Raw genomic sequence first — 13,443 nt, 5'->3', positions numbered from 1 at the left:
TAAAGGCGCAGTGACCCTGTGCAAGCGATTTGTTTTCAACCAAAGGCAGGTGTATGCAGGTAAGCTGCAACCGCCCGCATGGCGGTAACTGTTTGGGAGACCTGGATTGAGTGACGAAAAAGGCGTTGCCGCCGTCGACCGCGCCCTGACGATCATGGCGACCTTCGACAATGTGACCGAGCCGCTCAGCCTGTCGGAGATCGCCCGTCGCGCCGGGTTGCACAAGAGCACCACGCTGCGGCTGATCGGGTCGCTCAAGACATTCGGCTACATCGTGCAATTCGAGGACGGACGCTACCACCTTGGCCCGACACTGCTTCGGCTTGGCACGGTCTATCAGCGGGCCAACCGGATGGAAGAGCGTATCATTCCCGTGCTGGAAGAGATGGTCCGCAAGGGCAGCGAAAGCCCCTCATTCTATATCCGGCACGGGCGCGACCACCGGCTGTGCATCTTCCGGGTCGATTCCAACCATTCGACACTGGACCGGGTGCATAGCGGTCTGCTGCTGCCGCTTGACAGCGGCGCGGCCGGGCATGTCTTCCGCGCCTTCGAAACCGCCGGGCAACCACCTGACGAAAGACTGCGGGCCATCAGGGAACAGGGCTATGCCGTTTCGCACGGTGAAACCGACCCGGATTGCGCCGCCCTGGCAGCACCGGTTTTCAATCACGGCGGCGACATCGCCGGAGTGCTGTCGATCTCTGGCCCCCGCGCGCGTTTCGATGACGAGATCATCGCGCGCCAGCTTGAGTTTCTACGGCCCGCCGCGGAACGGCTCAGCCGGACCTTCGGCGGGCGCTATGACTTTCCAGCCAAGGCGGCAGCGGCGGTCGCCACCGCCTCCTGACCGCGGCGCGAGGGGTGGTCTGCATCCGGCACCTGCGCTCCGGACCAGGCCACGCCCGCAGCCCCGGTAAGGAACCCGTCGGCAAACCGGCCACCCGGCGCCCGTGGCATGGTGCGGGCACTGAACTCTGCCGCGTCCATGCGGCCATCGAGAAGGTCGCGGAACAGGCGCGCCAGCGCCACGAAATCCCCGGAATGGGGCGACAGGCGCAACGCCGAAACTCCGGCTGCGCGCAGCCGGTTCACCTGATGCGCGGCATTGGCGCAAGCGGCCGAAAGCGTCTGCACCCCGTTCACTGCCAGAAATGGCTGCCCATCGAGCGTATCGACGGGCCTGCCGTCGGGGTCGCGGTCGCAGACGAACTGGCAGTTGTCCTTGGCGCGATCATGCAGCCTTGCGTGATAGCACCGCGCCGAGATCGCCAGCGGCAGCCGCCCCCAGCCCCAGACCTCGAGCGGCACATCACAGGCCCCGGCCAAAACCGGAAGCGATGCCGGCGGCAGCTCGGGCGGCAGGCAGACGCGCCGCGCGCCGCGCCCGACCAGCCAGCGCAATGTCCCCTCGTTATAGACATTGACCATGGGCCCCACGCTGAAGGCTGCTCCCTCGGGCAGATGGGCCAGCGCGGACAGGTCGTTGACCTCCACCTCCAGCCCGGCCGCCGCCAGTTCGGCAGCAAGCTTGCGCTCGCGCCGCAACGTGATCAGCGCAAGCGTAGTCAGCGCCACCGTCTTGCCCGCAGCCATCAGGCGCTCGGCGGCGGGCAGGATATGGGCCTGATAGAAAGGCAGCCGCTTGGAACAGACCATTTCGCCCAGCACCACCCTTTCAACGGGGGCCTCATCGGCGACCCGGGCGTAGAAATCCTGCCACACGGCCGCATCCCAGAAGTACTGGTTCGGGCCGATCGTCAGATCCATCCGGCTGTCGGGTTGCATGTCACCTCCAGGTCTTGGCATAGGCGCCGCTGGTTGCGGCCTGCCCCTCGGTCAGCGCGGCAAGGGTGCCCGGCGGCACCGGGCGGCCGGCGGCCACGGCCTCCACCGCCGCGCGGAAACTGCGCACCACCTGCCCCACATAGGCGCGCGAGCGCTGCCGCCCCTCGATCTTGAGCGCGCGCACCCCCGCATCGGCCAGCGCTGACAGCAACTCGGACGCATCCAGGCTGGCCGGGTCTTCGAAAACATGGCCGGTCACGCCCTCGCTGGTGAAGCAGCCCTTGCACAGCGTCGGATAGGGCGCGGGCGCGCCTTTCGGGCTGCGGTGGATGGTGAAGCCGCCAAGGCGGGCCGCAAGCGCGCCATCCGTTTCCTCATAACTGACATGATCGGGCGGCGAGCAGACCCCATCGACATTGGGCGACCTGCCCGTGACGTAGGACGAAAGCGAACACCGCCCCTCGGCCATCACGCACAGCCCGCCAAAGACGAAAACCTCGGTCTCGGCGTCGATCTCGCGGTTGATCGCGGCAATCTCGGCCACTGTCAGGACACGCGGCAGCACGAAACGCCTGACCCCGAAGGTTTCGGCATAAAAATTGATGGCATCGGGGTTGGCGGCCGCCGCCTGCACTGACAGGTGGCGGCGCAGGCCTGGATGGTGTTCGGCCGTGTGGGCCAGCAGCCCCAGATCGGCCAGAATCACCGCATCGGCACCGGCGGCCTCGGCATCGGCCACGGCGCGGTGCCATGTCTCTTCGGCGCCGGCGCGCGGAAAGGTGTTGATTGCGACCAGCACCTTCGCTCCGTGGCGGTGGGCATGGGCGATGCTCTCGGCCAGTTCGACGCGCGAGAAATTCAGCCCCGGAAAATTGCGCGCGTTGGTTTCGTCGGCAAAGCCGCAATAGACCGCGTGCGCACCCGCCTCGACCGCTGCGCGCAGGGCGGCGGGCGTTCCGGCGGGGCAGACAAGTTCCATCATTTCAGCCATTCTGCTCTACCCTGCGCAGGCTCACGCCGCTGGCCCGCGCGACCATGTCGATCAGCGGGTCGAGCATCCGGCCGAGCGGCCCGGCCAGCAGCGCAAGCTCGGCTGCGAGGTCGAGTTCGGCATCGTCGATCGCGTTGCGCAGCGCCAGCGCGGCCGATGTATCCCCCTCGATCACCAGATCGCGCGAGAAGAACAGCGCATCGCCATCATAGGCGCCATGCACCAGACCGATCAGCGCCGCCAGCGGCCCGGCGATGCGCACCTCGGCCTCGGGTGGGCGGGAATGCACACTGACATGCGCGCGCACCGGATCGGGATGCAGCAAAAGCGTGCAGGGCAGATCGGTCGGATCGATGGCAAAACGGCACGCGCGATAGGGGCCCAGCCGCTCGATCAGTCCCGGATTCCGGGCGATGACCCGACGCATGAGCGTCGAGAGCGGATAGCCCAGCGGCGCCAGAGGCAGCATCCCCAAGCCCGCCGCAAGCGGGCGCGGCAGGATCGGAATCATTGCGGCAGAGTCGGACATACCCCCTCCATCCATGGCCGGATTACCCCCTGATACCCGGTCGGGCGCGCCATGTGGTTGATATATGTCAAGTCTTGTGCGCGGTCCGGCTGATATCACGGCCAGGCGACAGCACAGGAGGCCGCCATTCGCACCCAGCCCGCCTTTCCCGATCTGCGCGCCTTTCTCGCCCATCTTGAGGCTGGCGGAGACCTGCTGCGGATCGGCACGCCCGTTTCCACCGACGAGCGGATGACCGCCGTGCAAAGCCGGGTGCTGCGGCAGGGCGGCCCGGCGCTGCGCTTCGATGCGCCAGTGCTGCCCGACGGGGCGCGGGCCGATATTCCGGTCATCGCAAACCTGTTCGGCACCCGCCATCGTGTGGCGGCGGGGCTGGGCATTGCACCCGAAGGGATCGCGGAACTTGGTGAGTTCCTCGCCGCCCTCCGCGCGCCCGCGCCCGTCGAGGGGATGCGCGACGCCCTGTCGCGCTGGCCGATGCTGCGCGCCGCGCTGGCCACCCGGCCGCGCCTGCTGCGCCGCGCCCCGGTGCAGCAGGAGGTCAGCGAGGCCCCAGACCTGGGCGTGTTCCCGGTGCAGACCTGCTGGCCGGGCGATGCCGGGCCGCTGATCACCTGGCCCGTGGTGCTGACCCGCGCCCGCGGCAGCGCGCCCGATTCCGCCGTGCAGTATAACGCAGGGGTGTATCGCGCACAGGTGATCGCGCGCGACAGGGTGATCCTGCGCTGGCTGCCCCATCGCGGCGGGGCCGCCCATCAGCGCAGTTGGGGCAGCGAACCCATGCCGGTTGCCGTGGCGCTGGGTGCCGACCCCGCACTTTTGCTGTCGGCGGCGCTTCCGCTGCCCGAAACCGTGTCGGAACTGACATTCTCAGGCGTGCTGCGCGGCAGCCGGGCCGACCTGACCCCGGCGCGGAGCATCCCGATGCTGGTGCCCGCGCGCGCCGAGATCGTGCTGGAAGGCTGGATTCACCCCGGCGAAACCGCGCCCGAGGGGCCGTTTGGCGACCACACCGGCTATTACAATCCCGCCGAGCCGTTTCCGGTGATGCGTGTCACCGCGATCACGCATCGCACTACGCCGCTTTACCTTTCTACCCATACCGGGCGGCCACCGGACGAACCCTCGGTGATAGGCGCGGTGTTCAACGACCTGGTGCTGCCAGTGATCCGCCAGCAGATACCGGAGATCCGCGACCTCTGGCTGCCCCCGGCGGCCTGCTCCTACCGCATCGCCGTCGCCAGCATCGACAAACGCTATCCGGGGCAGGCCCGGCGGGTGATGATGGCGCTCTGGGGGATGCTGGCGCAGTTCAGCTATACCAAGATGCTGATCGTCACCGATGCCGACATCGATGTGCGCAACTGGGAGGACATCGCCTGGGCGCTGGCCACGCGCATGGACCCGGCGCGCGATGTGATGATCCTCGACCACACGCCTATGGATTACCTCGATTTCGCCTCGCCGCTGGAGGGGCTGGCAGGCAAGATCGGTATCGACGCCACCGCCAAGATCGGCAGCGAGACCACGCGCGACTGGGGGCAGAAGATGGCGCTGTCGCCCGAGGCCGAAGCCTTTGCCGAGGAACTTCTTGGCGGGCTGCAGGCGCCGACGGGCGCCAGGTAACGCTAGAAACCGGGCGGATGCGGCGCAACGCCGATCACCGGCCGGTGCAGATGGAACAGCGCCAAATACAAAACCAGTGCCGTCACCAGCCGCACGGCCAAGAGATGCAGGCCGGAAGGCCGCCAGCGCCCTGTGAACAGGGCGGCACCGGGCCAGAGCGATGTCGCGCGTGCCAGTTCGTGCCAACGGGCCTGCCCCCACTCGCGCTGCTTGCGGCGGTCGATCATCACCATGCCGAACAACGCGAAACCTGCAAAAAGCCCGAACAGGATCACATGCGCCAGATTGCCGTTGGGCAGCATATGCGCCCCGGCCCAAAGCGCCAGCGCCAACAGCACCGGATGGCGCGTGACCCCGGCGATGCCCGGGCGCGCAGGATCAAACCCGTCGGCGCGGCCGCCGAAGGAAAACGGGTTGGGCGTTCCGATCCCGAAGGCCAGCAGCAGGCAGGCCGGCCCCATTGCCAGCACCGGCACCCAGGCCTGCCACGGCGCATAGGACCAGAGCAGCACATAGGGCGCCCGCCCCGCCGCCACGATCAGCCAGGCCAGAAGCCCCAGCGACAGCAAGCTGTATACGACACCAAAGCCCGCGGCCCCGATCCGCGCCACGACCAGCGCCTTGATCCGCGGTCGGGCCGGCAGCACATGCGCGGCCAGAAACAGCAGCAGGGCCACGGCAAATTCCGCCCAGCCTGTCATCTTGCGCCCTCCGGGTATCCTGCCCTCGCCCAAGAAAGGCAGCGGAATTGATATCTGTCAATTGTGGCAACCCTGCCCGCAGGGGAATCGCTTTTGAGCGGCCTCTGCAGAACACGGCCCGAGAAGAGGGCCGAGGGCAGCGCCTGCCGGGGGGCAGGCAGGCGCTGCCCGGCGTTGCCGCCGGGCGGGCCGTTGGGCAAGGGCCTGTGTCATGCAGAAGCCTTTGATCTCCTTTCGACGTACTCAGATTCCAAATGCGATAGCCCTGACCCTGTCCGGGGCGGGGCGGGTCTTGCCGGGCCTTTCAGAACTGCGCCGCGTATTGCGCCGGATCGATATGGGCGGCAATGACCAGCGGCACGGTCGCATCGCCGCGCCGGTTCGCCAGCACCTTCTCAAGCTCTGCGATGGTGTCCACGCGCACGCCCTCGCAGCCCATCGACTCGGCCGCGCGGGGCACGTCGGTGGCCTCGATCCGGGTGCCGAAGCTGGGCAGTTGCCGCGCCTGCTGCTTGAGTTCGATCCGGTTGAGCGAGTTGTCGCAGAACACCACCACGACCACCCCGGCCTTGAGCGTCGCGGCAAGGCGCAACTCGCCCTGCACCATCGCGAAACCGCCATCGCCGGTGAAACAGACCACGTCACGCTCGGGCAGGATCTGCTTTGCCGCAATGGCGGCGGGTAGCGAATAGCCCATCGAGGAAAGGCCGTTGGTCATCAGCACGCTCCTGGCGCTGCGCGCGACCCAGCCCTGCCCGACCAGCAGCTTGTGCGAGCCCACATCGCTTGTGATGCAGGCATCGGGCAGCGCGGCGCCCACCACGTCCACCAGATCCGAGGGGTTGAGCCGCCCCGCGACGCGCCCGTCCTGATAGGCCGCCCGCAGCGCCTTGCGATGTGCGGCGATCTCGGCTTCGGACCAGGTTGCGCTACCGGGCAGCGTATCGACCAGCCCTTCGATCACCTGCGCGATCGGCCCGACCAGTTCGATATCGGCCAGATATATCTGATCGGTGTTGGGCGTGGCATCGATGTGCAGGACAGGCGCCTGCGGGCTCCACGGCTTGATGAGTTCGACTCCGTCGAAGCCAATGTTGATGATCCGGTCGGCGGAGTTCATGAAATCCCACATCAGCCCGTTGCAGGCCATGTCGAGCGTGCCGGCGAAAAGCGGGTGGGTTTCATCGAACACACCCTTGGCCATCGGCGAAGACACCACCGGGCAGCCAAGCCGCTCGGCCAGACGGGTGATCGCGGCCCCCGCCCCCGGCGCACGAAGCGCAGCCATCCCCACCAGAATGATCGGTCGGCGCGCGGCGCGCATGGCCGCGTTCAGGTCTGGCGCCCCCTCGACCGCGAAGGCAGCAACCATTTCCTGCGCGGCGGCCAGCGGCGGCAACTGTACCTCGCCCTCGCCCGCGTCGGCGCCCACCAGATCGGCCGGGGTGCTCAGATGCACGGGGCCGGGCCGCTCGGCCACCGCGGTTCTGAGCGCCTTTCGCATGATCGTGTCGAGCGATTTGGGCGCGATGGAGGCCGTCCACTTGGTGATCGGGGCGAAAAGCTGAGTATGGTCGAGCACCTGATGCGTGAAATACGGCAGCCGCGCGGTATCGATCTGGCCCGAGATGGCGATCATCGGCACCCGGTCCAGATGCGCCGTGGCGACCGCGTTCACCATGCTCGATGACCCCGGCCCCAGTGTTGACAGGCACACGCCCGGCCTGCCGGTGATCTGACCGTAGGCCTCGGCCATGAACCCCGCGGTGCCCTCGCGCGTGGCCAGGACGAACTCCATGTTCTCGCGCCGGCAGGCTTCGAGAAACGGCACGCTCGGGTCGCCGGGGTAGCCATAGACGCGCTCGATCCCGGCGGCCGAGAGATAGCGGACGATCTTTTCCGAACAGTTCATGCAAGGCTCCGTTTGGGCAGAGGTCAGGTCAGGTGCCCCGCCGGGCCAGACGCGGCTGGCGACGGAGCGAGCGCAATGCGCGGATGGACACGAGGCTAGACCAGATTGCGGAAATATTGCAAACAATATTGTGTGCAATAATCTTCATTACTTTGACATAGAACAATAAATACCTATACGTAATAAATATTCTGGGCGCCTCTTGTCCTGCACGGGCACAGGGGGCTGGTAGGCAACAGATGGGGCTGGCAACAGGTGAAACGGCCAATCAGACGCGCGCGCGGCGAAGCAGATGCCGTGCGTTTCATCCGTGACGGGATCAGGGACGGGCTTTTCGAGCCGAATGAACGCCTGGTCGAAACCGATCTGGCCCGGCAGATCGGCGTGGACCGGCGCGTCATACGGTTGGCCCTGGCCCGGCTCGAGCAGGAGGGGCTCGTGGTGATCACACCCAATCGCGGTGCCCGCGTGCGGCGTGTCAGCGACCGCGAGGCCATCGAGATACTTGAAGCGCGCGGCGCGCTGGAACTTCTGGTGGCACGTCATGCGGCCCGGCACGCGACCGAGGCCGAAAAGGACACCTTGCGCCAGCATGTGCTGGCGATGGAAACGGCTGTATCCGCCGGGAATTTCATTGCCTATTCACAGGCCAACGGCGCGTTTCACCAAGCCCTCCAGCAGGCTGCCCGGCATGAAACGGCTGCGCAGCTTCTGGAAAGGCTGCGCTCGCAGGCGGTGCGGTTCCAGTATCAATCTATCGTCGTGGCGGGGCGTGCGCCCCAATCCCTGGCCGAACACCGGGCGATCCTGGCGGCGGTCGAAGCCAGCGACCCGGAGGCCGCCGAACTTGCCATGCGGCTGCATCTGGACGGGGTCATCGCCGGCCTGCGCGAAACCATGGCCGAAAACAGGGCTGTTGCGGGCCTGTGACGCCCGGCACCTGCCCATCAGCCACGGGCGGGTGCCGGGGCGCTCACCCCGCGCTTGGTATGGAACTGCCGGAATGCTCGGCCAAGGGCTCGATCCCGTCGATCAGCCGGTCGGGGCACGCCAGCCGGGTAAGTTTTTCGCGGTCGGTGATGATGACCCGCGAGCCGTCGACCTTCACCCCGTCGGCTTCAAGCGTGCGCAGGGTGCGCGACAGGTTCTCGGGCGTCATTCCCAGAAACGAGGCCAGCAGGCGCTTCTCCACAGGCAGGGTATAGCCCGCGACATTCCCCGCCAGCTGCGATTGCCGCAGCAGGTATGAAGCGACGCGCTCGCGCGAGTTGCGCAGCTTGAGCGATTTGGAACTGCGCACCATCTCGCGGTAGCAGGCGGCCAGCTCATCGACCACAGCCACCGAGAATTCCGCGTCCTTGCGGAACATGCCGCGCAGATCCGCCGCCGGGACAAGGATAATCCGGGTGCGTTCAAGCGTGCGCGCGGACATCAGGTAAGGCGCATCGCGGATGCAGGCCGCCAGAATGAAGGTCGAAACCGGGCGCACCACGGCCATCGTGCATTCGCGCCCGTTCCACGCGGCGTAAAGCTCGACCGTGCCTTCCAGCACGATATGCAGGAAATCGGCCGGGTCGCCCTGCCGGATCAGATCGAGCGAAGGCGGAAAAAGCTGCGCGTAAGAGCTGGCCATAAGTGCCGAGAAGTTCGCCTCGCTCATGTCGCGAAAGAGATGCAGGTGGCGAATCTCCGGCAGATCTTCAGGGCGCATGGTCTTCTCGCACTCTCGGCTTGATAAGAATCAATCGGGCGGCGGGCAGTTTTCGCCCCCGCCTTCTAACATTTCATCGTGCGGGCTGCACATGCTTTTGGTGCGTTTTCCCTATTCCGCAATTCCATACCGAATTGGGCGGGCCTTCAGGCAGGGTTTGATCCTGATCAAGTTTTTCGCAGTGCGCCTATGACGCTGTGGGGGAAACCGGGCGCTTTCTGAGCGCCGGAAACCGCAAGGAAACCGCACATGCATGTATTGCTGGCCTATGACAACTCGCGCAATGCACGGATCGCACTGGCCGCCGTCAGGGATCTTCTGACACCGCTCAAGCCCGTCGTTACCCTGATCTCGGTTGTCGAGGACGTGGGCAGCGCGACCGCTGAAGCCGACGAGCTTTTCGCAGTGCAATATGCCGAGCAGAAGGCCGGCACCGAGGCCGCAGCGGCCGAACTTGCCGCCGAGGGCCTCGAGACGCATGTGCTGATCGCCGAAGGCGACGCGCGCAAGATGATCCTGCGCGCTGTCGAGGAACGCAAGCCCGACCTGCTGGTCATGGCGCGCCACAGCCACAAGCCCGATCCGGGGCCGTTCAACTTCATCACACGCAAGATCGACGCGCTGGTCGAAGAGTTCGACCACATGACCTTCGGTTCGGTCAGCGCCTTCCTGGCCCGCCGGGCAACCTGCCCGCTGCTGATCATCCCGACCCATGCCGAGGACTGATGCAACCGCCACCGGACTGCCGGTAGCCAATTGCGAGGACTGACATGCAAGTCAGCGACATCTTCCGCTTCAAGAATGCCGAGATAAAGGCGCTCCACCTGACCTGGATCGCGTTTTTCATCTCGTTCTATGTCTGGTTCAACATGGCGCCGCTGGCATCATCGATGCTGCGTTCGGCCGACTGGCTGACGCGCGACGACATCCGGCTTTTCGCCATCGCCAACGTGGCGCTGACCATCCCCGCGCGCATCATCGTGGGCATGGCGCTTGACCGTTTCGGCCCGCGCCGGGTGTTCTCGGTGCTGCTGGTGCTGATGGCGCTGCCCACCTTCGTCTTCGCCTTTGGTGATACGCGCGAAGTGCTGTTCATGTCGCGGCTGGTGATGTCCTCGATCGGGGCCAGCTTTGTCGTGGGCATTCACATGACGGCGCTATGGTTTCGCCCGCGCGACATCGGCTTTGCCGAAGGGTTCTATGCCGGCTGGGGCAACTTCGGCTCAGCCGCTGCGGCGATGACGCTGCCGACGATCGCGCTCACGATCTATGGCGGCGATGACGGCTGGCGCTGGGCGATTGCCACCTCGGGCGTGGTGATGGCGGCTTACGGCGTGTTCTACTGGTTCGCCATCACCGATGGCCCGACCGCCGACACCCATAAGAAGCCGCGCAAGGCGTCGGCACTGGAAGTGTCGAGCTGGGGCGATCTGGTGCTCTTGTGCATCTTCATCGTGCCGATGGTGGGGATCCTGTCGATCCTTGTCTATCGCATCAAGCTGATGGGCTATATCGACGGCATGACGGCGGCGATGTGCTACTTCGCCATCGTTGTGGTCGTGGCCTATCAGATCGTGCAGGCGCTGCGGGTCAACATCCCGATCCTCAGGCAAGGCGTGCCCGAGGATGACAAATACCCGTTCAAGTCGGTCGCGGCGCTGAACGCCACCTATTTCGCGAACTTCGGCGCCGAACTGGCGGTGGTGTCGATGCTGCCCATGTTCTTCGAGGAGACCTGGGGCCTGACCGCCGCAGCCGCCGGGCTGATTGCGGCCTCCTTCGCCTTCGTCAACCTTTTCGCGCGGCCGATGGGCGGGCTGGTGTCGGACCGTTACGGCAACCGCCGCTTCGTGATGCTGGCCTACATGTTCGGCATCGGCATCGGCTTCGTGCTGATGGGGCTGCTGAACAGCAACTGGCCGCTGATCGTCGCCATCGCCTTCACCATCATGTGCAGCTTCTTCGTGCAGGGGGCCGAGGGCGCGACCTTCGGGATCATCCCCTCGATCAAGCGGCGCGTGACGGGGCAGATCTCGGGTATGGCGGGGGCCTACGGCAACGTCGGCGCGGTGTTCTACCTCTTCATCTTCATGTTCGTCACGCCGCAGCAGTTCTTCTTCATCATCGCGGCGGGGGCGTTCATCAGCTGGGCGATCTGCCTGATGTGGCTGAAAGAGCCCGAGGGCGGCTTCGGGGATGAGTATGTGATCTCCTCGGTTGACCGCGAAATTGCCCGGGAGGCCGCCGAGAAGAAGATCGCCGAGGCCGAGATCGCGCAGATATTCGCCGGCTCCGACAAGATCGAACTGAGCGAGCGCGGCGGCGGGCTGCAACTGAAAGCACAGTTCAAATCCATCGACGAGTTGCGCCGGGCGCTCGCCCGCCTCGGCAACGGCCGGGTCAAACCGGCGAAGTGACCAGATACGTGGCAGGTCCGGCAATCGCCGGGCCGCCGCAGCTGCGGCCAGGGTTCGGGCTGACCTTGATCAGCTTCATAGGCCGAAAACAAAGTTGGAGAAGAAAATGGCCAAAGACATGGAAAAATGGGACGTCGAAGACGCGACGTTCTGGCAACAGACGGGAAAGGGGGTGGCGAATCGAAACCTCTGGATCTCGATCCCGAATCTGCTGTGCGGCTTTGCCGTCTGGCTGATGTGGGGCATGATCACTGTGCAGATGCTCAACGCGGGCTTCCCGTTCACGCAAGCCGAGCTCTTCACGCTGACGGCTATCGCTGGCCTGACCGGCGCGACGCTTCGTATCCCGGCCTCTTTCATGATCCGGATCGCAGGTGGAAGAAACACGATCTTTCTGACCAGCGCGCTGCTGATTCCGCCAGCCTTGCTGACCGGCCTGTTCTTGCAAGACCCCAACACACCCTTGTGGAAGTTCCAGCTTGCGGCGCTGCTTTCAGGTATTGGCGGCGGTAATTTCGCGGCCTCGATGAGCAATATCAGCACCTTCTTCCCGAAAAAGCAGCAGGGTCTGGCGCTGGGGCTGAATGCCGGGCTTGGCAATTTCGGCGTCACCACAATGCAGATCCTGATCCCGACCGTTATGACAATCGGGATTTTCGGGGCCATCGCCGGTGACCCGATCGCATTGATCAAGGATAGCGGCACGCTGATCGGCCGGATCGAGGCCGGGACACCGACCTATATCCAGAACGCCGGCTTCGTCTGGGCGGCAATCCTGATCCCGCTGGTGACGCTGGCCTGGTTCGGCATGAACAACCTCAAGCCGCTCTCGCCCGATATGGGCAGCACGCTTGGGTCGTTCGGCAAGGTTCTCGGACTTTACGGTGTGGGTTTCCTGACCTCGATCATCGGGCTGTATTTCTTCCTGCCCGCACCGACGGGGCTGGGGGTGCTCAATGTGTTCCTGGCCGTGCTCCTGATCTGCATCGCCACCTTGGTCTTGCTGCGGGTGATCCCGGGCAAGATCGGCGCAAGCATGGGCAAGCAGTTCACCATCTTCAAGGACAAGCACACCTGGTCGATGACCATCCTCTATATCCTGACCTTCGGCTCCTTCATCGGTTTCTCGATGGCGCTGCCGCTGTCGATCACGGTGATCTTCGGCTATATCAGCGTCGAGGTTGATGGCGTCATGGAGCGGGTCGCGAACCCGAATGCCCCCAGCGCGCTGACCTATGCCTGGATCGGCCCGTTCATCGGCGCCCTGATCCGCCCGCCGGGTGGCTGGCTGTCCGACAAGCTTGGCGGCTCGATCGTGACGCAGTGGGTCGCGGGTGTAATGGTGGTTGCTTCGGCTGCTGTCGGCTACATCACGATGCTGGCCTATCAGTCGCAAACGCCCGAGCAGTACTTCTTCATCTTCCTCGTGCTGTTCATCATCATCTTTGCGGCCACCGGCATCGGCAATGGCTCGACCTTCCGCACCATCGGCGTGATCTACGACCGTGATCAGGCTGGCCCGGTGCTGGGCTGGACCTCGGCCGTCGCCGCATATGGTGCCTTCGTGGCCCCGATCGTGATCGGCGAGCAGGTGCGCGGCGGAACCCCGGAAAACGCGATGTACGGTTTCGCGGTGTTCTACGCGCTCTGCATGATCCTGAACTGGTGGTTCTACCTGCGCCGTGGCGCCTACATCCAGAACCCCTGACCGGCTGCCGGGTGCTTCTTCCTCGCAGGAAGCGCCCGGCCACCCAACCCAAGAACGGAG

The 13,443-nt window shown here is 65.4% G+C and carries 12 protein-coding genes; 6 read left to right on the top strand and 6 right to left on the bottom strand.

Annotated elements, in window-relative coordinates; translation table 11 throughout:
• Positions 1–106: 106 nt before the first annotated feature.
• Positions 107–850, top strand: a complete 744-nt coding sequence (locus DQ229_RS14360; protein ID WP_238381102.1) for an IclR family transcriptional regulator — start codon at positions 107–109, stop codon at positions 848–850.
• Here the strand turns inward: DQ229_RS14360 and ubiV are convergent.
• From ubiV to ubiT, 3 genes are read right to left on the bottom strand one after another with little or no spacing between them, the layout of a single operon-like run.
• Positions 802–1,770, bottom strand: a complete 969-nt coding sequence (gene ubiV / locus DQ229_RS14355) for a ubiquinone anaerobic biosynthesis protein UbiV (protein WP_114966956.1) — start codon at positions 1,768–1,770, stop codon at positions 802–804. The two genes, DQ229_RS14360 and ubiV, sit on opposite strands and share 49 nt — an antisense overlap.
• A 19-nt stretch (positions 1,771–1,789) precedes the next feature.
• Positions 1,790–2,767 (bottom strand): ubiquinone anaerobic biosynthesis protein UbiU, encoded by a 978-nt coding sequence (ubiU, locus tag DQ229_RS14350; protein ID WP_114966955.1) that lies wholly within the window; start codon positions 2,765–2,767, stop codon positions 1,790–1,792.
• Positions 2,768–2,771: 4 nt separating this feature from the next.
• Positions 2,772–3,308 carry a ubiquinone anaerobic biosynthesis accessory factor UbiT gene (ubiT, locus tag DQ229_RS14345; RefSeq protein ID WP_114966954.1) on the bottom strand — a complete coding sequence of 179 codons (537 nt, stop codon included), beginning with the start codon at positions 3,306–3,308 and terminating at the stop codon, positions 2,772–2,774.
• A 126-nt stretch (positions 3,309–3,434) separates the two neighbouring features.
• On the opposite strand from ubiT, the gene DQ229_RS14340 reads away from it, so the two are divergent.
• On the top strand, positions 3,435–4,934 hold the full coding sequence (locus DQ229_RS14340; protein WP_114966953.1) for a UbiD family decarboxylase: 1,500 nt from the start codon (positions 3,435–3,437) through the stop codon (positions 4,932–4,934).
• A gap of 2 nt (positions 4,935–4,936) precedes the next feature.
• Here the strand turns inward: DQ229_RS14340 and DQ229_RS14335 are convergent, their stop codons facing one another.
• A complete protein-coding gene (locus tag DQ229_RS14335) occupies positions 4,937–5,635 on the bottom strand; it encodes an NnrU family protein (RefSeq protein WP_114966952.1) in 699 nt (232 codons plus the stop codon).
• 304 nt (positions 5,636–5,939) lie between these two features.
• Positions 5,940–7,547: a thiamine pyrophosphate-binding protein gene (locus DQ229_RS14330; protein WP_114966951.1), complete on the bottom strand. Its 1,608-nt coding sequence runs from the start codon at positions 7,545–7,547 to the stop codon at positions 5,940–5,942.
• Between the two features lie 255 nt (positions 7,548–7,802).
• Here DQ229_RS14330 and DQ229_RS14325 point away from each other — a divergent pair, with 255 nt between their 5' ends.
• On the top strand, positions 7,803–8,477 hold the full coding sequence (locus DQ229_RS14325; protein WP_114966950.1) for a GntR family transcriptional regulator: 675 nt from the start codon (positions 7,803–7,805) through the stop codon (positions 8,475–8,477).
• A gap of 43 nt (positions 8,478–8,520) precedes the next feature.
• Here the strand turns inward: DQ229_RS14325 and DQ229_RS14320 are convergent, their stop codons facing one another.
• On the bottom strand, positions 8,521–9,258 hold the full coding sequence (locus tag DQ229_RS14320; RefSeq protein WP_114966949.1) for a helix-turn-helix domain-containing protein: 738 nt from the start codon (positions 9,256–9,258) through the stop codon (positions 8,521–8,523).
• 249 nt (positions 9,259–9,507) lie between these two features.
• Here DQ229_RS14320 and DQ229_RS14315 point away from each other — a divergent pair, with 249 nt between their 5' ends.
• From DQ229_RS14315 to DQ229_RS14305, 3 genes are all read left to right on the top strand, one after another.
• Positions 9,508–9,984: a universal stress protein gene (locus DQ229_RS14315; RefSeq protein ID WP_114966948.1), complete on the top strand. Its 477-nt coding sequence runs from the start codon at positions 9,508–9,510 to the stop codon at positions 9,982–9,984.
• Positions 9,985–10,028: 44 nt separating this feature from the next.
• Positions 10,029–11,675, top strand: a complete 1,647-nt coding sequence (locus DQ229_RS14310) for an MFS transporter (RefSeq protein ID WP_114966947.1) — start codon at positions 10,029–10,031, stop codon at positions 11,673–11,675.
• Between the two features lie 106 nt (positions 11,676–11,781).
• Positions 11,782–13,383 (top strand): MFS transporter, encoded by a 1,602-nt coding sequence (locus DQ229_RS14305; protein WP_114966946.1) that lies wholly within the window; start codon positions 11,782–11,784, stop codon positions 13,381–13,383.
• Positions 13,384–13,443: the final 60 nt, after the last annotated feature.

This window comes from Alkalilacustris brevis, from assembly GCF_003350345.1.
Lineage (GTDB): Bacteria > Pseudomonadota > Alphaproteobacteria > Rhodobacterales > Rhodobacteraceae > Alkalilacustris > Alkalilacustris brevis.
The sequence above is the reverse complement of the archived record's forward strand: the minus strand, read 5'-3'. Positions and strand labels throughout refer to the sequence as shown.

Excerpts from the sequence above, each read along its gene's own strand:
- DQ229_RS14330 (WP_114966951.1), bottom strand. The coding sequence starts at position 7,547 with ATGAACTGTTCGGAAAAGATCGTCCGCTATCTCTCGGCCGCCGGGATC.
- DQ229_RS14310 (WP_114966947.1), top strand. The coding sequence starts at position 10,029 with ATGCAAGTCAGCGACATCTTCCGCTTCAAGAATGCCGAGATAAAGGCG.
- DQ229_RS14315 (WP_114966948.1), top strand. The coding sequence starts at position 9,508 with ATGCATGTATTGCTGGCCTATGACAACTCGCGCAATGCACGGATCGCA.
- ubiT (WP_114966954.1), bottom strand. The coding sequence starts at position 3,308 with ATGTCCGACTCTGCCGCAATGATTCCGATCCTGCCGCGCCCGCTTGCG.
- ubiU (WP_114966955.1), bottom strand. The coding sequence starts at position 2,767 with ATGGAACTTGTCTGCCCCGCCGGAACGCCCGCCGCCCTGCGCGCAGCG.
- DQ229_RS14320 (WP_114966949.1), bottom strand. The coding sequence starts at position 9,258 with ATGCGCCCTGAAGATCTGCCGGAGATTCGCCACCTGCATCTCTTTCGC.
- ubiV (WP_114966956.1), bottom strand. The coding sequence starts at position 1,770 with ATGGATCTGACGATCGGCCCGAACCAGTACTTCTGGGATGCGGCCGTG.
- DQ229_RS14305 (WP_114966946.1), top strand. The coding sequence starts at position 11,782 with ATGGCCAAAGACATGGAAAAATGGGACGTCGAAGACGCGACGTTCTGG.
- DQ229_RS14335 (WP_114966952.1), bottom strand. The coding sequence starts at position 5,635 with ATGACAGGCTGGGCGGAATTTGCCGTGGCCCTGCTGCTGTTTCTGGCC.